The following is a 22,489-nucleotide window of genomic DNA, read 5'->3' as shown; positions in this document are numbered from 1 at the left end:
ACCATTAAGGGATTTGCCGGTCTGATGCAAGTAAAACTTGCCCGCGGGCGGGGATGGGGGCAGGGTATCCGGTTAAGAAAATGGCGTATGAATGATGTTCTATTGACTCTGTTTTTATGACTGAAACCCAGTGGGGGAGGTAAAGACGATGGCGATTATTTTCGATCTGGGACGGGTGGTGGTGAGCTGGGATCCGGTAGGCATAGTGCGTTCCGTGCGTGGTCCGCAAGGGGCCGAACAGTTGGCCGAGCAGCTCTTTAACCACCCGGATTGGCTGGAGGTAGACAGAGGCACCATGTCGCTCCACACCATGGCCCGGGAAGCGCAAGCGCGCACTGGCCTCTCGACGGCGGAGAATCTGGCTATTTTACAGGCAGTTCCCGCTTCCCTGCTGCCAGATCCCGCTATGCTAACCCTGATAGCCGAGCTGCACGGGGCGGGGCACACCCTGTATGCCCTCTCCAACATGGGTCATGCCAGCATCGACTGGCTGGAGCAGCATCAGGATTTCTGGCGCTTCTTCAGCGGCAAGGTGGTGTCGGCGCGGGTGCGGATGATGAAGCCGGAGCCGGATATTTACCGCTATCTGCTGGTGTCGTTCGATCTGAAACCGGCAGAGTGCATCTTCATCGATGACAGTCCCGCCAACATCGCGGCCGCCGAGGCCCTCGGTATCAGGGGGATCGTCTTTACCGACGCGGCGAGTTGCCGCCAGCAACTGGGTGAGCTGGGCTGTTTGCCCGCCACCGGCAGGGGGTGATGCCCCTCTAGGAGCACTATGGAGCATGGCCGGTTTCGCAATTGGCTCAGTCACTATCCCGAGGCGACCCTGATCATCGCCTGCAAGGATGGCAGCGGTTATCAGCTCTGTGTTGAGGCAGAAGGGGAGTGCCTCTGCCTGACCGACAGCGAGGGAGGGCTCCTGACCTTCACCTCGCTGGATCAGGCGCAGGGTTTCTTGCGAGCCCATCGGGTTCACCAAGCAAGATTACGAATTTATGACGCCCAAAATGAAGATTTAGCAGCAGAATCACAGGAAATAATCATCAAGTTTTAATTTTAACCAGACTCTTTAAGGGTCTATTCAGTTTGTTTGCCGCACAATACTGCACCTGTTCATCATCCGGAGCTGTTTAATGGGTGCCAATGTAGTTGTACTGAATCAGGGATATGATCACTCTTTTCAAGCCAGGGAACAGCTGCTGATTGAGCGACTGGCAAGTTTTGACGAGCTGGTTGTCTCTTTTTCGGGACGGTTGGAATCCTGCTACAGCATCGAGCTGTGCCGCGCTGCCGGTGTGAAAATCCACGCAATTACCCTCGATAATCCGACCCGCAGTCGCAGTGAAGTGGCCCGAGCCCGCCGTTATTGCCAGCGTTATGGCATCGATCACTGGGTCATCAAGAGTGACGAGATCGTCTTTTGCGATCGCCTGCCAAATATTGAAGGGCTGATCGACCCGGTTCGTCGCATTGGTGAGTATGTGCAGACTCGTCCGGAATGGGCTCATCTGTCGTTGCTGGTTCCGGCAGCGGTGGAGGAGCGTGATGATTATCTTGCCCAGTTCGGGTCTCTGCCTGCCAACTCCATCTGGTTTTTTGCCGACAACGGATTGATGCGCCGCGATTATCGTTACGGCTTCAACAAGCGTCAGCTCGGTCGTTGGGGCAAGGGGAGCAACGGTTGCCTCAGCAATCGCTTCACCAATCCACGGCAGCTTGAGCAGCGTTATCTGCGAATGGTGGATCAGGCCGAGCAGATGCTGGCCGACATGGGGCTGGACGAGGCACAAGTCTTTTTCCATACCCTGTGCGACTGTTCCACCACCCTGGCCCGGGTGCGTCTGCCCGAGCATCAGCGTGCGCAGGCCTTTGATATGCAATCGGATATTTTGTCTGCCCTCAAGGGGAGCAAGTTCGATCTGGTGACCCTAGATATGGCACAGAAAGAGCGGCACGATCTCGCCATCTAGCCTGCGGGCAAGCGATGCGGGGGTCAGAACGTGAGTGCTGTCATAGGCAAGGGGCGACGGGACTGTTTATACTGTCGCCTTTTCACCCGTTACCGAGCTTCGCCCTATGAAACCCTTCTCCCGTCTGCTGATTGCCCTGTGCCTCTCCCCCGTATTGGCGCAGGCTGCCCCTCTTTCTCAGGTGACGCTGCCCGATGGTCGGCAGGTTCAGCTCAACGACGACTTCACCTGGGAGTATCTGGTGGTCAAACCGGCCGAGCCCGTGCAGGGCGTGGCTGCTGATGGGAAGGCTGGGGCCGTGGTGGCCGTCGCTGCTCCGGTGCTGACCGATCAGGCCAAGGCCAATCCGGAACTGCTTGCCCAGATGGCGCGTGACGGTGTGGTGGTCAAGCTGGACAAGATCGAGGGATCTGACCCGCTGGTGCTGACCTTTATGGTGAGCAATACCGGTACCCGCAATGTGGTCGGGGTGCGTGGCATGGTGACCCTGTTCAGTGCTGACGGGGTGCAGCTGAGCCGTCAGGAGGCCCGCTTCTGGGTTGCCGAGAATCGCCTGCCGGAAACCTATCTGCGCAAGGGGCAAGCCCGTCCGTCACTGGCCCTCGAGATCCCCCGTCCTGCCGGATTGACTGGTCAGCCGCTGGTGCGGGTCGAAATTGACGAGGTGGTCTTCCGCTGATTTGGCGTTGTTCCGGCCCATGCAAACCGCTTGGGCCGGCAACTTGTTGCCGCTGACACCCCCTGCAATATCTGCTTACATCTGACATGGTTTTGCAACAGCTTGCAGCTCGGCAAGCCGGGAACCTGATCGCACAATGACTCCATACCAGCTCGCTAGCAACGGGCCCAATCACATGGAGTTATCATCATGAAAAAAGCAACTGTCTCTCTTCTGGTTCTGGCCGGGTTTGCCTCTACTTCCGTCATGGCGCAGGATGCCTTCAGCTACGCCAAGGGTTCCGCCACCTGGGCGCACACCAAATCCGACTATCTGAACAACAACCCGCTGTTCCCACGTGATGCCAGCAATCAGGGCACTCGCGATTTTGGCGGTGTGACGCTGGATCTCTCCAAATCGTTCTCCAACAACTTCTACGGTCGTCTGCTCTCCGAGGGCTCCTCTGCCCAGCACGGCAATGACAGCATGGGTATCGGCAGCCTGGGTATCGGTGTTTTCACCCCGCTTAGCACCGGCTTGAACCTCTACGGTGAAACCGGTCTGATGGGTTACACCATGGAGCGCGAGCAGGCGTATGACGTCAAGGGCTGGGATCTGGTGAGCCGCAAGAGCAGTGGCAGCATGTACGGTGAAGTGGGTCTGCGCTACGACATCGGCGACATCGAGCTTTCCACGGCTTACCGTTACGCCAACATGACCGACGATATGCATGACTTCAAGGTAGGCGGTGCTTACAAGCTCAACCAGAACTGGGCGCTGACTGCCGACTACACCTATCGCAGCTGGGATCTGCAGAAAGGCTCCATCTCCAGCCTGGGTGTGAAGTACAGCTTCTGATCCTCCTTCCAGTAGTCCGTAGTGTCTTGATTTTTACCCATGGCGTTCGCCATGGGTTTTTTCGTTTTCCGGTGATCTCTTTTTTCTCCTTGTGTCGTATCAGTCGGCAATAGTTATACAACTTCCATTTTTTTGTATAACTGCTATAACTGAATCAAGACTTATACAAGGAGTGCCATCATGTACAAGATTAAAGTCGGTATCAGTGCTTGCCTGCTGGGACAAGAGGTGCGTTTCGACGGGGGCCACAAGCGCTCCAGCTTCTGCGAACGGGATCTTGGCGCTCACTTTGACTATCACCCCGTCTGCCCCGAGATGGCCATTGGTCTGGGGGCGCCCCGTGCCGCCATCCGGCTGGTCAAGCGCAACGGCGAGATCCGTGCCGAGGCGAGCAACGGTAGTTTCGATGTCACCCAAAAGCTGATTGCCTTCAGCGAGCAGAAGGCACGCCAGCTCGACTTTATCTCCGGTTATATCCTTTGTGCCAAATCACCCAGCTGCGGTATGGAGCGGGTCAAGGTCTATGGCGCCAACAACGAGGGGAGCGCCAAGGAGGGGATCGGCCTCTTTGCCAAGGCGTTGATGGAGGCCAACCCCCTGCTGCCGGTGGAAGAGGATGGTCGGCTCTGTGATCCCATCCTGCGGGAGAACTTTGTGCTGCGGGTCTTCGCCTACCACGACTGGCAGCAACTCTGTGCCCGCGGTATCACCGCCTCTGCGCTGATCCGCTTCCACTCCCGCTACAAGTATCTGGTGCTCTCCCACGCAACCACCCACTACCGGGCGCTCGGCAAGCTGCTCGGCAATCTGGGCAAGTCCACCAATTTGCAGGAGGTGGCTGACAACTACATTAAGGGATTGATGACCGCGCTGACCCTGCGGGCCAACCGTCGCAGCCACACCAATGTGCTGATGCACCTGCAGGGCTACTTCAAGCGGGTGCTGACCCCGGCCCAGAAGCAGGAGCTTGCCGATACCATCGACAAGTACCGCACCGGCATCTTCCCCTTGCTGGTGCCGCTCACCCTGATCCGCCACTACCTGCGCGAGTACCCCAATCCCTATCTCGCCGAGCAGGTTTATCTCAATCCGCACCCCGATACGCTCAAATTGCGTTACGGACTCTGAATCCGTTCTGTTGCCCCGGTGCATGATTTGCACCGGGCGCTTTACACCTCTGTTTGATGGACGTTGTATGTCTGATTTATCGCAAGAAGTTGCTCATCTCGCTGATGAGGGGATCTACCCCATTCGCGAGGTCTCCCGTCTCACTGGCGTCAACGCCGTGACCCTGCGCGCCTGGCAGCGCCGCTATGGTCTGGTGCAACCGGCCCGCACCGAAAAGGGCCACCGCCTCTACAGCGAGCAGGATATCCGCCAAATCGGCGAGATCCTGAGCTGGCTGGAGCGGGGAGTGAGTATCGGGCAGGTGAAGGGGCTCCTGAGCGAACCCCATTCCGAGCCGGTGAGCGATCACTGGCAGCAGACTCTGGAGCAGTTCAGTCAGGCGTTACTCGCCTTCAACCAGCGCAAGGCGGAGGCTGAGCTCAACGATTTGCTGGCTAGCTACCCGTTCGATCTGGTGCGCAGCCGGATACTGCAACCGCTGGTGGAGCGGCTGCTGGGGTTGTGGCGCGAGCGGCCCGATGGCGAGCTGCTGCAACAGGTGTGGCTGGGCTGGTTCCATACCCGCTTCGCCCGCCACCTGATCGAGCAGGAGAAGGGCGTGCCGATCACCTTGGTGAGCTGGGGACAGGTCGGCCCCCTCGATCTGGTGTGGGCCGCTTACGAGCTGATCGGTCAAGGCTATGAGGTGCAACTGCTGGGAGCGGTAGAGCCTCGCCATGCCAGCTTGCTGGAGGGGCGTGCCGTTACCCCCTGGCTGGTACTGCTGGGAGCTGGTCTTGGCAAACCGGAGCTGGCCGCCGGGTGGCCTGCAGGCACGCGCCTGTTTGGCGAACTGGGCCGTCTCTACGATGATGAGTGGCTTAAAGCACACGGCTGGCAGGCGAGCCTTGCCGAGCTGATGGCGAACGCGCCTGCTGCGGCTGGCGCCAGCGGACGCGGGAGGAAAAAATCATGAAGCTGGTCTGGTTTCGCAACGATCTGCGCCTTGCCGATAACCCGGCGCTACGCGCTTGTTGTGGCAAGAGTGCCTGCGCCGGTGATGAACCGGTCGCCGCGCTCTTTATCATCTCTCCTGCCCAGTGGCGGCAGCACAAAATGGCCCCCGTCCGTCAGCGCTTTATGTTGGCGCAGGTGGATGAGTTGGGGCGCGAGCTGGCGGCCCTTGGCATTCCGCTTCATCTGCTGCGAGTGGAAACCTTTACCGAGGCGCCCGCTGCGCTGGCAGACCTCTGCCGCGAGCTGGGGGTGACCCAGCTCTACGCCAATCAGGCTATCGAGATCGATGAGCAGCGCCGCGATCACGCCGTCAGCGCCGCGCTGGCAGAGCAGGCGGTGAGTTGTCACTGGCTCAACGGCTGCTGCATGTTGCCACCGGGGCGGGTGCTGACCGGGTCGGGTGAGATGTTCAAGGTCTTCACTCCTTTTAGCCGTGCCTGGCTCAAGGCCCTCGACGAGGAGGGGTTTGTCATTCATCGCGCGCCCACTGCTCGTGGTGAGCCGCTGCCGTGGCAGCCGCTGGCCGAGCGGGACTTCGTCGATGCCGCCCTTGGCGAACTGACGGCAGACCCCCGCTGGCCTGTGGGCGAGGTGGAAGCTCTGCGTCGTTTGAACATTTTTCTGGAGCAGGCGGTGCTCGACTATGGCGAGACCCGGGATTTTCCTGCCATCGCGGGCACCTCTGTGCTTTCCCCCTATCTGGCGGCGGGCATCATCAGTCCTCGTCAGTGTGTGGCGGCGCTTCAGCAGCGGCTTGGCTATCGGCCCCAGTCCAAGGCTCAGCCCGGCTTTGTCTGGCTCAACGAACTTATCTGGCGTGAGTTCTATCGCCACCTGCTGGTGCTGATCCCGACCCTCTCCATGAATCGCCCCTTCAAGCCCGAGACGGCGGCCTTGCCGTGGAGCTGGGACCCAGATGCCTTCGCCGCCTGGTGCGAGGGGCGCACCGGCTACCCCATCGTCGATGCGGCGATGCGCTGCCTCAACGCCACCGGCTGGATGCACAACCGGCTGCGGATGATAGTGGCGAGCTTTCTCACCAAGGATCTCCATATCCACTGGCGGCTCGGGGAGGATTACTTCATGAGTCGGCTCATCGACGGGGATCTGGCGGCCAACAACGGTGGCTGGCAGTGGGCGGCGGGGACCGGCGCCGACGCGGCGCCCTATTTTCGGGTGTTCAACCCCACTACTCAGGGGCAACGATTTGATCCACAAGGGGAGTTTATCCGTACCTGGGTAACTGAACTTGCCGATATTCCCGCCGCTTATGTGCATCAGCCCCACGACTGGCTGCGACTCAAGGGGCGACAGGATTATCCGGCTCCCATGGTGGATCACGCCGTTGCCCGGGTGAGAGCCATCGAGATGTTTCGCTCTCTGGAGAAATAGGATGAACGAGCCGCTGGCCCGCTTTATTGGCCTCTATCAGCAATTGGACAAACAGCAGTTGCACCGCTTGCCCGAGGTCTATGCCGAACAGGTGCTCTTTACCGATCCGGCCCACCGTATCGAGGGGCTGGCGGCCCTTGGCGACTATTTTGCCGCTCTCTATCAGCGCCTCGCCTACTGTCGCTTCGTCATCACCAGTCAGCAGCAGCAGGGGCCGCAGGCCTGGCTCGGCTGGACCATGACCTTCTCTCACCCCAGATTGCGTGGTGGTGAGCCGGTGACGGTGGAGGGGGCCACCCGCCTCGAATTTGACGAGGCGGGCAAGGTGTGCCAGCACAGGGACTATTTTGACCTGGGCGCCATGCTCTACGAGCAGTTGCCGCTGCTCGGGCCCGTGGTGCGCACCATCAAGATGAGGCTTGGCGCATGAGCGGCCGGGTGCTTATTACAGGCGCGACCTCCGGCATCGGTCGCCAGTTGGCGCTCGATTACCGGCGGGCAGGCTGGCAGGTGTGGGGTTGTGGCCGCGATGGCGAACGGCTGCAGGCGCTGGGGCTGGATGGCGTCACGCCGCTGCAGTTCGATGCCCGGGATATGGCCGCAATGAGCGGGGTGGCCGCCATGCTGCCATCCCTTGATCTGCTAATCCTCAACGCAGGCAACTGCGAGTACATGGATGTGGCTGAGGGGTTTGACAGCGAGCTGTTTGCCCGGGTGATTGAGACCAATCTGACCGCCACCGGCCATGCGCTGGCCGCCTTCTTGCCGCTGTTAGGGGCGGGATCTCGGCTGGCCATCGTCAGCTCGTCGGTGAGCTGGCTGCCGCTGCCGCGAGCCGAGGCGTATGGTGCCTCCAAGGCGGCCCTCGACTATCTGGCGGATACCTTGCGCCTCGATTTGGCCAGCAAAGGGATCGGAGTGACCCTGATCCGCCCCGGCTTTGTCCAGACGCCGCTCACCGCTAAAAATGATTTTCCCATGCCCTGTCTGGTGACGGTGGAACAGGCCTCCCGCACCATCATGGACGGGCTGACCGCTGGTCGTCACCAGATCCACTTTCCCCGCCGTTTCATCTGGTTGCTGCGCCTGCTCGGTGCGCTGCCGGTGGGGCTCTGGCTGCGCCTTGGCCGCGCACTCGTATCGAAAGGAAGCCATTCATGAAGAAAAAGATCGCCATCGTCGGTTCAGGGATCTCGGGGCTCACCGCCGGTTTTCTGCTCCACAAACTCCATGACATAACCCTGTTCGAGGCGGCGCCGACTCTGGGCGGTCACACCGCCACTGTCGATGTGAATCAGGCTGGCCGCAGCTATGCCATCGACACCGGCTTTATCGTCTTCAACGATCGCACCTACCCCAACTTCTTGAAGTTGCTGGCACGGATCGGCATGGCGCGCCAACCGGCCGAGATGAGCTTCTCGGTGAAGAGCCCGGAGGGGCTGGAGTATAACGGCCATAACCTTGATACCCTGTTTGCCCAGCGCAGCAATCTGTTGAGCCCCCGTTTCTACGGTTTTGTTGGCGAGATTTTGCGGTTCAACCGGGAGGCACGGGCCTGGCTGGCAGATGGTCAACATCAGGGTGCTGGCCCCGAGCTGACGCTGGGAGACTTTCTGCTGGCGGGGGAGTTTAGCGACTACTTCGCCCGCCACTACATCTTGCCGATGGGAGCTGCGATCTGGTCATCGACCCTGGCCGATATGCGCGCCTTCCCCCTTGGCTTCTTCCTGCGCTTTTTTGCCAACCACGGCCTGCTGGATGTGGCCAATCGCCCCCAGTGGTACGTGATCCCGGGGGGCTCGCGGGAATATATCGGCCCCCTTACCGCGGGTTGGCAGTCGCAGATCCGCCTCGCCTGTCCGGTGCAGAGCGTACGGCGGGACGCGGATGGCGTGGTGATCCAGAGCCGTTACGGCGAGGAGCGGTTTGACGAGGTGATCTTTGCCTGCCACAGCGATCAGGCGCTGGCGCTGCTTGCGGATCCCGGCGAGCGGGAGCAGGCTATTCTCGGCGACATGCCCTATCAGGCCAACGATGTCTGGCTCCATACCGATGCCCGCTGCCTGCCCACCCGCCGCAAGGCATGGGCCAGCTGGAACTATCAGCTCGATGGCAATGACGAGGCGCGGCCACTGGTGAGCTACAACATGAACATCCTGCAGGGGGTGAACTCGCCGGAGCCCTTCTGTGTCAGCCTCAATCCCAAGGGCAAGGTGGATGAGAGCAAGGTACTGCGCCGCTTCGTCTACCACCATCCAGTGTTCAATCAGGCCTCTATTGCCGCCCAGCAGCGGCGCGCGGAGATCTGTGGTCAGCAGCACACCCACTTCTGCGGCGCCTACTGGTACAACGGCTTCCATGAGGATGGGGTGCGCAGCGCGCTGGATGTCGCCAGGCGCTTCGGGGCCGAGCTATGAACGGCGCCACCGTGGCCACCGAACATGAGCGTACAGACGAACTGGCTGGCGTGACCAGCGCCATCTGGCAGGGCTCGGTGCGCCACCGCCGTTTTGCACCGCGGGCTCACGCCTTCTCCTACAGCCTCTTTATGCTGGGACTGGATCTCGACGAGCTGCCGCAGCTCGATCAGGGGCGCTGGTTCGGTGTGGAGCGCTCGGGGCTGCTTTCGTTTCACCGCCATGACTATCTCAAGGGGAGTGAGGGAAGCCTCAAGCAGGCGGTGTGGCAGAAGGTGAGCGAGCTGGGGGGCGATGCCGACCCCGAGGGGCGGGTGCTGCTGCTCGGCAACGTGCGCTGTCTGGGGTTCTACTTCAGCCCGGTCAACTTCTACTTCTGCTACCGGCAGGGCGAGGCGCGCTATCTGCTGGCAGAGGTCTCCAACACCCCCTGGAACGAGCGTCACTACTACTTGCTGGATCTGGCGGCGCTGGCACCCCATGACAAGGATTTTCACGTCTCCCCTTTCATGGGGCTGGCGATGCGTTATCACTGGCGCATCAGGCCGCCCGCGCAGGAGACACTGATCCATATCGAGAGTCATCCCGTATCCGGTGAAGCCAAGCTGTTTGACGCAACCCTGGCGCTCACGCGCGAACCCTTGTCGCGCAAGGGGCTGGTGGCCCTGCTGGCCCGCTGGCCATGGATGACCATGAAGGTGCTGCTCGGGATCTACTGGCAGGCCCTGCGTCTTTTTATCAAACGAACACCGATTTTTACCCATCCGGAGAGCCGCTAATGGAACTTGCTCAATCAACCCTCTCTGCCTCTTTCATCGACAAGGGGGCAAGACAACTGCTGCTCAATCTGCTGGGGCGCCTCGAACATGGCCAGCTGCTGCTGCGGGATGGCGGTGAGCGCCACAGCTTTGGCGTGGCGGGCACCGATCTGCATGCCGAACTGGTGGTGCAGGATCCGGCCTTCTATCGCCGCCTGCTGCTGGGGGGCAGCATTGCCGCCGGAGAAACCTGGGTGGAGGGGCTCTGGACCAGCCCGGATCCGGTGGCGCTGGTGCGGCTGCTGGCCCGCAACCTGACCCTGCTTGACTCCCTCGAGCGGCGCCTCGGCTGGCTCAGTTTCCCCTTCAACAAGGTGCGCCACTGGCTCAACCGCAATACCCTGACCGGTTCGCGCTCCAACATCGCCGCCCACTACGATCTCGGCAATACCCTCTATCAGGGGTTTCTCGACAGCCATATGCAGTACTCGAGCGCCATCTATCCGAGCGCCGACGCCACTCTGGAAGAGGGGCAGCAAGCCAAGTTGCGCACCATCTGCGAACGGCTGGAGCTGGGCCCTGAAGATCATCTGCTGGAGATCGGCACCGGCTGGGGCGGCCTCGCTGTCTATGCCGCCCGCCACTATGGCTGCCGGGTGACCACTACTACCATCTCCCGGGCCCAGCATGACTATGCCAAGGAGTGGATTGCGCGGGAGGGGCTGGGGGATCGCATCACCTTGCTGCTGGAGGATTACCGCAAGCTGGAGGGGACCTATGACAAGCTGGTCTCCATCGAGATGATCGAGGCGGTGGGGCACGCCTTCCTGCCCGACTATTTCCGCCAGTTGTCACGGCTGCTCAAGCCCGGTGGCCGCCTGCTCATTCAGGCCATCACCATCGCCGATCAGCGCCATGCCCAATATCTGCGCGGAGTCGATTTCATCCAGCGCTACATCTTCCCCGGTGGCTGCCTGCCGAGCGTCTCCCAGATGGCGGGGTTGCTGGCGCGGGAGACCGACATGCAGCTGGTGCGGTTGCACGATCACGGTCATCACTATGCCCGTACCCTGGCTCACTGGTGCGAGCGGTTTCTGGCGCTGGCGCCCGAGCTGCCCAAGCTCGGTTACAGCCAGGATTTCATCCGGCTGTGGCACTTCTACTTTGCCTATTGCGAGGGGGGATTCTGGGAGCGCACCATCAGTCTGGTGCAGCTGGAGGCCGCCAAGCCGGGGCCCGCTGGCTGGTCGGGTGATGTACCAGTAAGCGGTCACTGACCATGTGGCAGTGGGCTCACCTGCTGGGGTTCAACCTCTACTGGTTGCTGGCGGTGAAGTGGCAGCAGCCGAGCCCGCTGCTGGCAATGTTGCTGCTGCACTTTATCTTCTCACCCAGACGCCAGCGTGACTGGCGGCTGCTTCCCATCGCGGTCGTCGGCTGCCTGCTTGATGCCCTGCTCTGGCAGCTCGGCCTGTTCCGTTTCCCGTCCGGTTTTCCCCTCTGGCTGGTGCTGCTCTGGCTCGGTTTTGCCCTGACGCTGGCCCACGGTATGCGCTGGCTGCTGCGCTTGCCTCGCTGGCAGCAGGCACTGTTTGGCGTATTTGGTGGTGCTTCCTCCTATGTGGCGGGGGCCGCCATGGGGGCAGTAAACTTACCCTGGGGCATCTGGATCAGTTCGGCGCTGCTGGCAGTGATCTGGATGTGGTGGTTACCCGTACTCCTGTGGGTAATGGTCAAGCTGGAGGGTGAGTCATGACAAACACCTTTTCGACCGACTCGTTGCTTTTTTCCAAATGGACCAAAGAGAGCCAGCATGAGCTGACTGATCGCTTCTATCTGGTGGTTGCCTGCCAGCGGGATGCGCAAGGTCGGCTGGTGCAGGTGGTGATGCAGGATATCAACACCCTGCAGGAACAGGAGATGGACTGGCATGAACTGGAAGACCCCAACCACTGGCATATGGGGTGGAATTAACCCGCTACTGCTGGCGTTTACGCTCTTGGCTGCAACCGCAGTGCAGGCCTCTGCCTCCCCCTGGCAGCAGCTGCGCCCGGTCGGGCAGGGGGAGATGAACTGGCTCTGGTTCAAGCTCTACGATGCCACCCTCTACAGTGAAAGCGGGCGCTATCAGCCCGGTCACTATCCGCAGGCCCTGACCCTCACCTATGCCAGATCCATCGAGCGGGAAGATCTGCTGAGCGCCACTGCCGCCGAGTGGCAGCGACTCGGTCTTGGCTCTGACGCCGAGCGTCAGCGCTGGCTTGGCCAGCTCGCTGCACTCTGGCCCGATGTACAGGCTGGCGACAAGCTCACCTTCTATGTCGACAAGGGCGGGGCAGGCCACTTCTGGTGGCAGGAGAAGTCCCTCGGGACTCTGGCCGATCCGCAATTCTCGGCCGCTTTTCTCGCCATCTGGCTGGCTGACAACAGCCGCGATCCCGCCCTGACCCGCCGTCTGCGTGGCCAACCCTGAACATGGAGTCTCTGATGTCTTTCTATCGTGCATACCGCTGGTTGCTGTTGCTCCCCTTTTTGCTGCTGAGTGGCTGTGGTGCCAGTCTCGATGACTATCGGGGGCAGGGGCCAAACTGGGATCTTGCCCGTTTCTTCAACGGCAAACTGGTGGCTCACGGCCTGGTGACCGACCGCAGCGGCGAAGTGACCAGTCGCTTTCGGGTCGAGATGGTGGGTCGTTGGAAGGATGGCAAGGGAGAGTTGTTCGAGCAGTTCTACTTTGACGATGGCCGCGAGCAGACCCGTACCTGGTATCTGAGCAAGGGTGATGATGGTCACTGGCGCGGTACTGCTTCCGATGTGGTGGGGGAGGCGCTGGGTAAAAGTGAAGGGTTTGCCCTCAACTGGCGTTATCAGCTCGATCTGGCGCTGCCGGATGGCGAGGTGGTGCGGGTGAGCTTCGATGACTGGATGTACCTGCTGGACGAAGAGCGTCTGATCAATCGTGCCGAAATCAGCAAGTTCGGTATCCATCTTGGCGAGGTGATCCTCTATATCGAACGTCAGCCCTGACCGTTAACGCAAGATAACGCCCAGTAAAAAGCGCGCCGATGGCGCGCTTTTGTGTACCGAAAAACCAGAGTCATCAGATGATGCGGTTCTCTTCCAGCATCTTGCGACGGGCCTCTTCCTTGGCCATCTTCTTCTTGCGGTTGTCGCAGGGTTCCGGGCAATCGCACTCTTTCTCGATGCCGACACTACCCAGACCGCCACAGGAGCCGGAGATGGTCTTCTTCTGGAAGATGTAACCGATAGCCATGGCGGCTATCACCAGCATAAATACCCCGAAGGTGATCAGAAAAATCTGCATCTCTACCTCTTACTTCTTGACCAGATAGGGCTTGAAGGCATCGGAGTAAGCCTCTTCAAAGCCGTTGTCCGTCTTGGTGATCACGAAGATCGCCAGGCCGCGCTCGTTGGCATAGGCCAGGCTTTTCTCGGTCCCCATCACCATAAACACGGTGGCCAACCCGTCTGCGGTCATGCAGGAGGGGTGGATCACGGTAACCGATACCAGACGGTGCTGGATCGGCTTGCCGCTGCGCGGATCTATGGTGTGGGAGAAGCGCTGACCATCCAGTTCATAGTAGTTGCGGTAATCGCCGGAGGTGGCCACCCCGTTGTCACCGGGCACGATCACCTCTTGCACCGTGCCGGTGCCTGCGGTGGGCTTCTCGATGGCCACGCGCCAGGGGTGACCCTTACCGTTGACGCCATTGATCCGCAGCTCGCCGCCAATCTCCACCAGATAGTTGCGCGCACCCAGTGACTCCAGATACTCGGCTACCTTGTCCACACCAAAGCCCTTGGCGATGGCGGAGAGATCGACGTAGAGGTCCGGAATATCTTTTTGCAGGGTATCGGCATCCACCGAGGTGATAACGTGCAGGTTGCCCAGACCGGTCTTCTGGCGAGTCTGGGTGATCAGCTCGTCGGAAGGGACCTTGGTCGGCTTCTTGTCCGGGCCAAAGCCCCACAGATTGACCAAGGGGCCAACGGTGACGTCCAGCGCCCCCTGGCTCTCACGGCCAATGTGAATGGCCTCTGTGACGACCCGTGCGGTATCGCGGGAGACCACTACCGGTTTGTTGTCACGGCTCTGGTTGAAGCGCGACAGTTCGGAATCGGGGCGATAGGTCGACATCTGATCGTTGACCCGCTCCAGCAAGACATCCACCTCAGCTTGAAGCTTGGCCGGATCGCTGATGGCGCTGTCCGCCACCTTGATGGAGTAGTAAGTGCCCATGGTGCTACCGGTGATGTGGATCTCCGGTTTGGATTGGACCGTCTCCTGATCGCACCCAGTCAAGAAAAAGGCTAGCCCGAAGGCTAGCCAGGTCTTTACAACACTGTGCATGGATTAACCACCAAAGTCATCCAACAGGATGTTTTCGTCTTCAACGCCCAAGTCTTTGAGCATGTTGATGACGGCAGCGTTCATCACCGGAGGTCCACACATGTAGAACTCGCAATCTTCCGGTGCTTCGTGGTTCTTGAGATAGTTCTCGTAGAGCACGTTGTGGATGAAGCCGGTGTAGCCGTCCCAGTTGTCTTCCGGTTGCGGATCAGACAGGGCGACGTTCCAGGTGAAGTTCTCGTTCTCGGCGGCGAGCATGTCAAAGTCTTCGACATAGAACATTTCGCGCTTGGAACGGGCACCGTACCAGAAGCTCATCTTGCGCTTGGACTTCAGGCGACGCAGCTGGTCGAAGATATGGGAACGCATCGGCGCCATACCTGCACCACCACCGATGAATACCATTTCGGCATCGGTGTCTTTGGCGAAGAACTCACCGAACGGACCGGAGATAGTCACCTTGTCGCCAGCCTTCAGGCTGAAGATGTAGGAGGACATCTGTCCCGGAGGGGCAGTCCAGTTGCTGGGGGGCGGGGTCGCGATACGCACGTTCAGCATGATGATGCCGAACTCTTCCGGATAGTTGGCCATGGAGTAGGCACGGATGATTGGCTCATCGACCTTGGACTCCAGCTCAAAAATCTTGAAGCGATCCCAGTCACCGCGATACTCCTCGGGAATATCGAAGTTCTTGTAGTGCACGTGGTGAGCCGGGGCTTCAATCTGGATATAACCACCGGCGCGGAACGGCACGCTCTCGCCATCGGGGATCTGCAGCTTGAGCTCCTTGATGAAGGTGGCCTTGTTATCGTTGGAGATAACAGTACATTCCCACTTCTTCACCCCGAAGATCTCTTCCGGCAGTTCGATGTCCATGTCGGAGCGAACGGTAACCTGACAGGCCAGACGCTCGCCATGACGGGCTTCGCCCTTGCTGATGTGATCCAGTTCGGTCGGCAGAATGTCGCCACCACCGGATTTCACCCGTACCTTGCACTGGCCGCAGGAGCCACCGCCGCCACAGGCGGAGGAGACAAAGATACCGCTGCCAGCCAGCACGCCGAGCAGCTTGCCACCGGCCGGGCTGGTCACAGCCTTGGCCGGGTCACCATTGATGCTGATTGTCACGTCGCCCGCGGTCACCAGCTTGGACTTGGCGAACAGAATGACTGCCACCAGTGCCAGCAGGATCACGGTAAACATGACCACACCCAAAATAATTTCCATCTATCGTTCCTTTCTGATTGCAGGAAAGCCGATTACAGGGAGATACCAGAGAAGGACATGAAGCCCAGCGCCATCAGACCGGCGGTGATGAAGGTGATGCCAAGACCACGCAGGCCTTCCGGAACATCGGAGTACTTCATCTTCTCGCGGATACCTGCCAGCGCAACGATCGCCAGCATCCAGCCTGCCCCTGAACCCACACCGTAGACCACAGACTCCATGAAGTTGTAGTCACGCTGCACCATGAAGGAGACGCCACCGAAGATGGCGCAGTTCACTGTGATGAGCGGCAGGAAGATACCCAGCGCGTTGTAGAGTGCCGGGAAGTACTTGTCCAGCGCCATCTCCAGGATCTGTACCAGTGCTGCAATCACACCGATGAAGGTGATGAAGCTCAGGAAGCTCAGATCCAGACCGGATACCAGAGCGCCATCTTTAAGCACGTAGTTGTAGATCAGGTTGTTGGCAGGAACCGCGATGGTCTGCACCACAATAACGGCAATACCCAGACCCATGGAGGTCTTTACCTTCTTGGACACCGCCAGGAAGGTACACATCCCCAGGAAGAAGGAGAGTGCCAGGTTTTCGATGAAGATCGATTTAATCAACAGACTCAGATAGTGTTCCATACCTTAATCCTTCGCCTCCACCTGCTTGGGATCCTTGGTGCGTACGCCCCAAATGATCAGACCAATGATGAAGAATGCACTCGGCGGCAGCAGCAGCAGGCCGTTGGGCACATACCAGCCACCGTTGTTCACCAGCGGCAGCAGCTCGATGCCAAACCAGGTGCCGGAGCCCAGCAGTTCACGCACGGTCGCGACGCTCAGCAGAATGGCGCCATAGCCCAGACCGTTGCCGATACCATCCAGGAAGGAGGGCAGCGGGGCACTCTTCATGGCATACGCTTCAGCGCGGCCCATTACGATACAGTTGGTGATGATCAGACCCACGAAGACCGACAGTTGCTTGGAGATGTCATAGGCGTACGCCTTGAGCACCTGGTCAACCACGATAACCAGTGAGGCGATGATCGCCATCTGCACGATGATCCGGACGCTGTTCGGGATCTGGTTGCGGATCAGGGAGATGAACAGGTTTGAGAAGGCGGTGACCGCCATGACCGCGAGGGTCATTACAAACGCAGTTTTCATCTGGCTGGTAACCGCCAGTGCAGAACAGACGCCCAGCACCTGCAAGGCGATGGGGTTGTTGCCCAGCACAGGCGTCAACAGCAACTTCTTCATTTCGCTCTTGTCAGCCATTGATGATTTCTCCTGCACGAACCTTGGCCAGGAAAGGACCGAAGCCCTTGGGACCCATCCAGAAGTCGAAGGTATGCTGTACGCCGTTACCGGTCAGAGTGGCACCGGAGAGACCATCGATCTCGTGCTCGGAGCCCGCCGGAGCATGGCCCTTGATGACGCGCAGCGCCGGCATGCCATTTTGGTCGAACAGTTTCTTGTCCTTGAACAGCGCCTGCCAGGCCGGGTTTTCGATCTCGCCACCCAGACCCGGTGTTTCACCGTGGTCATAGTAGGTGATGCCCTTGATGGTCTGGCCATCAGCGGCAACGGCGACGAAGGCATACATGGTCGACCACAGACCCTGACCGTAGATGGGCAGGATGATGCTGTCGATCTTGCCTTCGGCATCCTTGGCGAAGAATACCGGGATCTGCTTGGAGATCTGACGCAGGCTGGCCTTGTCGTCAGCGGCGGCAAGACGGATGCTGCGGGCCGGATCTTTGGCTGCCTGCTTGGTGTCGAAGTTGTCGGCATCGCCGTCAACAAAGTCACCGGTTGCCAGATCCACTAGACGCGCTTCGATCTTCTCGCCATACAGTTTGGCCAGGTCGCGCTTGGCCACTTCGCTTACATCCACACCGGCTACGGCGAGAATGTTGCTCTGCTTGTCCAGCGCCTTGTTTTCCTGCTGGGTAGAACGCAGGCCCACAGCGGCAACGGATACCACGATGGAACAGGCCAGACAGAGGCCGGTGACCACGCTGACGGTGCCGAGGGTTGAATCTTTATTAAACGCCACGAGCAATCCTCCGCTTGATGTTTGCCTGAGCGACGAAGTGGTCAAACAGGGGAGCAAACAGGTTCGCAAACAGAATGGCCAGCATCATGCCTTCCGGGAACGCTGGGTTGACCACGCGAACCAGCACGACCATTACGCCGATCAGGGCGCCATACCACCACTTGCCTTTGTTGGTAAAGGCTGCGGAGACAGGGTCGGTCGCCATGAAGGCCATACCGAAGGCGAAGCCACCCAGTACCAGATGCCAGTGCCACGGCATGTTGAACATGGGGTTGGTATCGGAACCGATGACGTTGAACAGCAGGGAGGTGGCGATCATACCGATCATCACGCCGGCGATGATGCGCCAGGAGGCGATGCGCATGTAGACGATCATGGCTGCACCCAGCAGGATCATCAGGGTAGAGACTTCACCGATGGAACCCGGCAGGTTACCCAGGAAAGCGTCCATCCAGCTGATAGCCTGGCCGGTTGCACCGTTGATCAGCGCCATCTGGCCGCCTTGGGCCCACTGGCTCAGGGCAGTCGCGCCGGAGAAGCCGTCAACGGCAACCCACACAGCGTCACCGGAGATCTGGCCCGGGTAGGCGAAGAACAGGAACGCACGACCAGCCAGCGCCGGGTTCAGGAAGTTCTTGCCGGTACCACCGAACACCTCTTTGGCCATCACCACACCGAAGGTGATACCCAGCGCAGCTTGCCACAGGGGCAGCTCGGGCGGCACGATCAGGGCAAACAGAATTGAGGTTACGAAGAAGCCTTCGTTGATCTCGTGTTTGCGCACCATGGCGAACAGCACTTCCCAGAAACCACCGACAAAGAAGACGGTGATGTAGATCGGGAAGAAGTGGGTGGCGCCGATCAGCATCTTGCTGCCGATACCGGCTACAGCCGGATCGAGGGAGGCGCCCAGCATGGTAGCCAGGGCATATTGCCAGCTGCTGGCACCAGCAGCCGAGCCCATGTGGGCAATGGCGGCAATCGCCTGGTTACCAACGTTGTACATGCCCCAGAACATGGCCGGGAACACGGCCAGCCACACCATGATCATCATGCGCTTCAGATCGAGCGCATCACGAACGTGGGAGGCGTTGCGGGTAACGCTACCCGGGGTGTAGAACAGGGTGTACGCCGCTTCGAACAGGGCATAGTACTTGGCGTACTTTCCACCCGGTTCGAAGTGGTGTTCCATATTTTCAAGAAGTTGCTTGAAACTCATCGCTTAACCTTCCAGTTCAATCTTGGTCAGGCACTCACGCAAGATCGGGCCGTACTCTGTCTTGCCGGGGCAGACAAAGGTACAGAGCGCCAAATCTTCCTCATCCAGCTCCAGGCAGCCCAGTGCTTGCGCACCATCGGTATCGCCGGAGACCATGTCCCGCAGCAGCAGGGTCGGCAGGATGTCGAGTGGCATCACCCGCTCATAGTTGCCGATAGGCACCATGGAACGGTCACTACCGTTGGTAGTGGTGGTGAAGTTGATCAGCTTGCCCTTCATCAGATGAGAGAGGGTGGTACGGGTGATAGAGAACTTGTTGGCGCTGGGGTTGATCCAGCCCAGGAACTCTTTCTCGCGACCTTCACCCAGCACGCAAACCTGATTGTGGTAGCGGCCCAGGTAGTCGTGAACACCTTCGGCTTTGGCACCACTCAGGATAGAACCGGAGATGATACGGTTTTCGTCGGCACGCAGCTCATTATTGGTGAGCTGGCTGATGCAGGCGCCCAGACGGGTACGCAGCAGACGCGGCTTGAGCACGTTCGGGCCGGCAAGGGCGATCACCTTGTCAGTGAAGATCTGACCGGTGGTGAACAGCTTGCCGAATGCGATCACATCCTGATAGTTGATGTGCCACTGCACCTTGGTGCTGCTGACCGGATCCAGGAAGTGGATATGGGTACCCGGCAGACCGGCAGGGTGCGGACCAACGAAGATCTCTTCCTTGACCTGAGCCAGCGGAGAGTGGGGCAGACTGCCTTCGCCTTTACAGACGTAGACGGCGCCGTCGGTCAGGCGGGTCAATACGGCCAGACCATCGAGGAAGGCCTGCGGCTGTTCCTTGATAATCAGCTCGGCATCGGCTGCCAGCGGGTTGGTGTCCATTGCAGTCACAAAGATGGCGCGCGGGGCAGACGCTACCGCGGGGACTTTGCTGAACGGACGGGTACGCAACGCAGTCCACTGACCTGATGCGACCAGGATCTCTTGCACCTTGCTGCGCTCGAGCTTGGCCAGCTCGGCAGAGGCAAAATGCTCAAACGTCACCTGTTCATCGGAACCGTCGAGGTCGATGACCACAGACTGGAGAACACGTTTGGCACCACGGTTGATCTCTGAAACCACACCGGTGGCAGGAGCTGTGAATTTAACGCCCGGATTCTTCTTGTCTTCAAAAAGATCCTGACCTTTGATGACGCGATCACCTACTTTGACGAACATAGTAGGTCGCATCCCCACAAACTCCTCGCCCAGTGTCGCAACACGGGTGATGGCGGGGCCATCGTAGATTACTTGCTCTGGCGCACCCAGCACGGGGATGTCCAGTCCTCTTTTGATTGTAATCATACTTACTTGCACTACCGTTACGGGAGAGGTTGGTTAGCGCCGAGAAATACATCACGACGGGTGGTTGAATGAGTCGATGTTGTGGTTGCGCCAGGTGGGCAGGCTCAACAATTATTCAACATGCAGGCTCACTCAAAAGCGCTTGAGTTTACCACTTAAGGTGCATTTTCTGCCATGCCAAATGGGCAAAATCCCCGTGCCATCACAAAATTAACCTGCAATGAATAAGCCCCTGACACCTTGTAAGTAGTGGTTTTAAAGGTTTTTTTATTTCGATACCTCGATGGGGGTATTTGCCGTTGCCTCCACTATCAGCAAAAAGCCTTGATGTCGAAATATACCCCCTTCGATGTAGCCTTTTCGGAGCCAATGGGGGAAATATGTTTAATTTTTGTTGGCAGGTTCTCGAGGGGAATCCAGTGGTACAACCGCTTTCAGGAGAGTGACGGTTTGCCAACGCAGCTCGGGGTTCGTGGGGCGCGGCCTTTTTCCTGCCACTCGGTCTCTGTGTAGGTATGCAGTGCCAGTGCATGAACGGCACCGGCCAGCTCGTCGGCCAGCACCGCGTTGACCTGACGATGTCGTGCCAGCAGCCGCAGCCCTGCAAATTGCTCGCTGACGATCACCACCTTGAAGTGGCTCTCAGATCCCGGTTCCACTCGGTGCATGTGGCTCTCGTTGATCACCTCCAGCACGGTGGGGGAGAGGGCGGCGGTCAGCTTGGCTTCAATCAGTTGTTGGATGGTCATCGGATCGGCTTCCAGAGTGAATGTCGGGCCATTCTATCGGCAGTCGCGGGATGGAATAAGCCCCCGTAAGAGGGAAATCACCCGTCAGTTGCCCCTTGATGCGCATCGAACTGGTGAAATTCCTGCTCCTCGCTAGAATAGCGCCACTTTGCGTCGCCCCTGGCGCCTGTATACACGAATCAAGCCGAGGTTGGACTCTTCCTATGCAAACCCTTCTCGACACTCCCCATTGCCAGCTCACGCTCTACCGCTATCCGCGCCTGAGTCAGGAGACCCTGCAAGCCTGGGATGCGGCTGACGAATACCTGATCAACACCCTGGCGGAGTCTCCCCTCGAGCAGGCGGGCCCCGTCATCATCATGAATGATGGCTTTGGCGCGCTGGCGGCCTATCTGCATCCGTACTCCCCCTGCTGCGTCACCGACTCCTACATCAGTGAGCGGGCGACCCTGGCCAATTTGGCCGAAAACGGACTGGATGCGGGTGGTATCCGCTTGCAGGATGCGCTGGCGCCGCTGCCCGATGCCCCAGCACTTGTGGTGATCAAGGTCTCCAAATATCAGGCTCTATTGGAGCAGCAACTGCTGGCATTGCGTGCGGTGGTGACACCGGCAACCCGCGTTATTGCTGCCGGCAAGGCGAAGGATATTCATACTTCCACCCTCAAGTTGTTCGAGAAGTATTTGGGGCCTACCCGTACCTCGCTGGCCTGGAAAAAGGCGCGTCTCATTCACTGTGAGCCGCAGGCCGGACAACCCGCGCTGGCCAACCCCTTCCCGACTGTCTGGCCGCTGGAGGGGAGTGGCATGCTCATCCACAACCATGCCAATGTCTTCTCGCGCACCAGTCTCGATATCGGTGCCCGTTTTATGCTGGACAACCTGCCCATCCACAGTGCCCGCAAGGTGATCGATCTGGGCTGTGGCAACGGGGTGTTGGGGTTGTCGCTGCTCGCCAAAGACAGCGAGGTGGAGGTGACCTTTATCGATGAATCCTATATGGCGGTCGCCTCGGCACAGCTCAACGTCGAGCATAATCAGCCCGATGCACTGCCGCGCGCCCGTTTTATGGTCAATAACTGTCTCGACGGGGTGGCGGTCGGCTCGGCGGATCGGATCCTCTGCAACCCTCCTTTCCATCAGTTACAGGCGATCACCGATCATATCGCCTGGCAGATGTTCAGTGATGCGCACCGGGTGTTGCCTCAGGGGGGGGAACTCTGGATAGTAGGCAACCGTCATCTGGACTATCACAACAAACTCAAGCGCTTGTTTGCCAACGCACAAGTCGTTGCGTCGAACAGCAAATTCGTTATTTTGAAAGCCATCAAACGCTAAAGCCAAAGGAAA

Annotated in this window: 27 protein-coding genes; 18 read left to right on the top strand and 9 right to left on the bottom strand. The window is 59.3% G+C overall.

Going from position 1 to position 22,489, the window contains the following annotated elements:
* Positions 1 to 148: 148 nt before the first annotated feature.
* The 17 genes from ACTG2G_RS06315 (at position 149) to ACTG2G_RS06235 (ending at position 13,207) form a co-directional block, all read left to right on the top strand.
* On the top strand, positions 149 to 760 hold the full coding sequence (locus ACTG2G_RS06315; protein WP_227274350.1) for an HAD family hydrolase: 612 nt from the start codon (positions 149 to 151) through the stop codon (positions 758 to 760).
* An 18-nt stretch (positions 761 to 778) separates the two neighbouring features.
* Positions 779 to 1,057, top strand: coding sequence for a DUF6482 family protein (locus ACTG2G_RS06310; RefSeq protein ID WP_421386922.1), 279 nt, complete (start codon positions 779 to 781; stop codon positions 1,055 to 1,057).
* A gap of 79 nt (positions 1,058 to 1,136) precedes the next feature.
* Complete coding sequence (locus ACTG2G_RS06305) at positions 1,137 to 1,973, top strand: hypothetical protein (RefSeq protein ID WP_439985293.1); 837 nt, start codon at positions 1,137 to 1,139, stop codon at positions 1,971 to 1,973.
* Between the two features lie 106 nt (positions 1,974 to 2,079).
* Entirely contained in the window at positions 2,080 to 2,652 is a 573-nt protein-coding gene (locus ACTG2G_RS06300; RefSeq protein ID WP_118854234.1) for a DUF3157 family protein, read from the top strand.
* A 189-nt stretch (positions 2,653 to 2,841) separates the two neighbouring features.
* Positions 2,842 to 3,489 (top strand): autotransporter, encoded by a 648-nt coding sequence (locus tag ACTG2G_RS06295; protein ID WP_421386923.1) that lies wholly within the window; start codon positions 2,842 to 2,844, stop codon positions 3,487 to 3,489.
* Between the two features lie 180 nt (positions 3,490 to 3,669).
* Positions 3,670 to 4,617: a YbgA family protein gene (locus ACTG2G_RS06290; RefSeq protein WP_266134143.1), complete on the top strand. Its 948-nt coding sequence runs from the start codon at positions 3,670 to 3,672 to the stop codon at positions 4,615 to 4,617.
* Positions 4,618 to 4,684: 67 nt separating this feature from the next.
* Complete coding sequence (locus ACTG2G_RS06285) at positions 4,685 to 5,572, top strand: MerR family transcriptional regulator (RefSeq protein WP_421386925.1); 888 nt, start codon at positions 4,685 to 4,687, stop codon at positions 5,570 to 5,572.
* Entirely contained in the window at positions 5,569 to 7,005 is a 1,437-nt protein-coding gene (gene phrB / locus ACTG2G_RS06280; protein WP_421386926.1) for a deoxyribodipyrimidine photo-lyase, read from the top strand. The genes ACTG2G_RS06285 and phrB overlap by 4 nt, the downstream gene beginning before the upstream one ends.
* A 1-nt stretch (position 7,006) precedes the next feature.
* Complete coding sequence (locus tag ACTG2G_RS06275; protein ID WP_255909351.1) at positions 7,007 to 7,435, top strand: nuclear transport factor 2 family protein; 429 nt, start codon at positions 7,007 to 7,009, stop codon at positions 7,433 to 7,435.
* Entirely contained in the window at positions 7,432 to 8,166 is a 735-nt protein-coding gene (locus ACTG2G_RS06270; protein WP_421386928.1) for an SDR family NAD(P)-dependent oxidoreductase, read from the top strand. The genes ACTG2G_RS06275 and ACTG2G_RS06270 overlap by 4 nt, the downstream gene beginning before the upstream one ends.
* Entirely contained in the window at positions 8,163 to 9,422 is a 1,260-nt protein-coding gene (locus ACTG2G_RS06265; protein ID WP_439985292.1) for an NAD(P)/FAD-dependent oxidoreductase, read from the top strand. Before ACTG2G_RS06270 ends, ACTG2G_RS06265 begins: the two co-directional genes overlap by 4 nt.
* Positions 9,419 to 10,201 (top strand): DUF1365 domain-containing protein, encoded by a 783-nt coding sequence (locus ACTG2G_RS06260; protein WP_139473991.1) that lies wholly within the window; start codon positions 9,419 to 9,421, stop codon positions 10,199 to 10,201. The genes ACTG2G_RS06265 and ACTG2G_RS06260 overlap by 4 nt, the downstream gene beginning before the upstream one ends.
* Positions 10,201 to 11,457: a class I SAM-dependent methyltransferase gene (locus tag ACTG2G_RS06255; RefSeq protein WP_421386931.1), complete on the top strand. Its 1,257-nt coding sequence runs from the start codon at positions 10,201 to 10,203 to the stop codon at positions 11,455 to 11,457. Before ACTG2G_RS06260 ends, ACTG2G_RS06255 begins: the two co-directional genes overlap by 1 nt.
* Before the next feature lie 2 nt (positions 11,458 to 11,459).
* The gene (locus tag ACTG2G_RS06250) at positions 11,460 to 11,936 is read left to right on the top strand and encodes a DUF2878 domain-containing protein (protein WP_421386933.1); all 477 of its coding nucleotides are present in this window, start codon (positions 11,460 to 11,462) and stop codon (positions 11,934 to 11,936) included.
* Entirely contained in the window at positions 11,933 to 12,154 is a 222-nt protein-coding gene (locus ACTG2G_RS06245) for a TIGR02450 family Trp-rich protein (RefSeq protein ID WP_019445887.1), read from the top strand. Before ACTG2G_RS06250 ends, ACTG2G_RS06245 begins: the two co-directional genes overlap by 4 nt.
* On the top strand, positions 12,111 to 12,653 hold the full coding sequence (locus ACTG2G_RS06240; protein ID WP_263717447.1) for a chalcone isomerase family protein: 543 nt from the start codon (positions 12,111 to 12,113) through the stop codon (positions 12,651 to 12,653). The genes ACTG2G_RS06245 and ACTG2G_RS06240 overlap by 44 nt, the downstream gene beginning before the upstream one ends.
* Positions 12,654 to 12,667: 14 nt before the next feature.
* Positions 12,668 to 13,207, top strand: a complete 540-nt coding sequence (locus ACTG2G_RS06235; protein WP_421386934.1) for a DUF3833 domain-containing protein — start codon at positions 12,668 to 12,670, stop codon at positions 13,205 to 13,207.
* Positions 13,208 to 13,280: 73 nt separating this feature from the next.
* Here ACTG2G_RS06235 and nqrM read toward each other — a convergent pair whose 3' ends face one another.
* The 9 genes from nqrM to ACTG2G_RS06190 all read right to left on the bottom strand — a co-directional run bounded on the left by nqrM (position 13,281) and on the right by ACTG2G_RS06190 (position 21,140).
* Positions 13,281 to 13,505 (bottom strand): (Na+)-NQR maturation NqrM, encoded by a 225-nt coding sequence (gene nqrM / locus ACTG2G_RS06230; RefSeq protein ID WP_005338668.1) that lies wholly within the window; start codon positions 13,503 to 13,505, stop codon positions 13,281 to 13,283.
* Between the two features lie 9 nt (positions 13,506 to 13,514).
* Complete coding sequence (locus ACTG2G_RS06225; RefSeq protein ID WP_421386936.1) at positions 13,515 to 14,552, bottom strand: FAD:protein FMN transferase; 1,038 nt, start codon at positions 14,550 to 14,552, stop codon at positions 13,515 to 13,517.
* 3 nt (positions 14,553 to 14,555) lie between these two features.
* Positions 14,556 to 15,779 carry an NADH:ubiquinone reductase (Na(+)-transporting) subunit F gene (gene nqrF / locus ACTG2G_RS06220; protein ID WP_005338656.1) on the bottom strand — a complete coding sequence of 408 codons (1,224 nt, stop codon included), beginning with the start codon at positions 15,777 to 15,779 and terminating at the stop codon, positions 14,556 to 14,558.
* A 32-nt stretch (positions 15,780 to 15,811) separates the two neighbouring features.
* Entirely contained in the window at positions 15,812 to 16,408 is a 597-nt protein-coding gene (nqrE, locus tag ACTG2G_RS06215; protein ID WP_005338645.1) for an NADH:ubiquinone reductase (Na(+)-transporting) subunit E, read from the bottom strand.
* A gap of 3 nt (positions 16,409 to 16,411) precedes the next feature.
* The gene (locus ACTG2G_RS06210; RefSeq protein WP_005338644.1) at positions 16,412 to 17,044 is read right to left on the bottom strand and encodes an NADH:ubiquinone reductase (Na(+)-transporting) subunit D; all 633 of its coding nucleotides are present in this window, start codon (positions 17,042 to 17,044) and stop codon (positions 16,412 to 16,414) included.
* Positions 17,037 to 17,825, bottom strand: coding sequence for a Na(+)-translocating NADH-quinone reductase subunit C (locus ACTG2G_RS06205; protein ID WP_421386939.1), 789 nt, complete (start codon positions 17,823 to 17,825; stop codon positions 17,037 to 17,039). Before ACTG2G_RS06205 ends, ACTG2G_RS06210 begins: the two co-directional genes overlap by 8 nt.
* Positions 17,815 to 19,044, bottom strand: a complete 1,230-nt coding sequence (locus ACTG2G_RS06200) for an NADH:ubiquinone reductase (Na(+)-transporting) subunit B (RefSeq protein ID WP_005338642.1) — start codon at positions 19,042 to 19,044, stop codon at positions 17,815 to 17,817. The genes ACTG2G_RS06205 and ACTG2G_RS06200 overlap by 11 nt, the downstream gene beginning before the upstream one ends.
* Before the next feature lie 3 nt (positions 19,045 to 19,047).
* Entirely contained in the window at positions 19,048 to 20,391 is a 1,344-nt protein-coding gene (locus tag ACTG2G_RS06195) for a Na(+)-translocating NADH-quinone reductase subunit A (protein WP_005349684.1), read from the bottom strand.
* 434 nt (positions 20,392 to 20,825) lie between these two features.
* A complete protein-coding gene (locus ACTG2G_RS06190) occupies positions 20,826 to 21,140 on the bottom strand; it encodes a BolA family protein (RefSeq protein ID WP_421386940.1) in 315 nt (104 codons plus the stop codon).
* A gap of 203 nt (positions 21,141 to 21,343) precedes the next feature.
* On the opposite strand from ACTG2G_RS06190, the gene ACTG2G_RS06185 reads away from it, so the two are divergent.
* A complete protein-coding gene (locus tag ACTG2G_RS06185) occupies positions 21,344 to 22,477 on the top strand; it encodes a methyltransferase (RefSeq protein ID WP_421386941.1) in 1,134 nt (377 codons plus the stop codon).
* Positions 22,478 to 22,489: the final 12 nt, after the last annotated feature.

This window comes from Aeromonas sp. 55A (assembly GCF_051919665.1).
GTDB lineage: Bacteria > Pseudomonadota > Gammaproteobacteria > Enterobacterales > Aeromonadaceae > Aeromonas > Aeromonas veronii.
The sequence above is the reverse complement of the archived record's forward strand: the minus strand, read 5'-3'. Positions and strand labels throughout refer to the sequence as shown.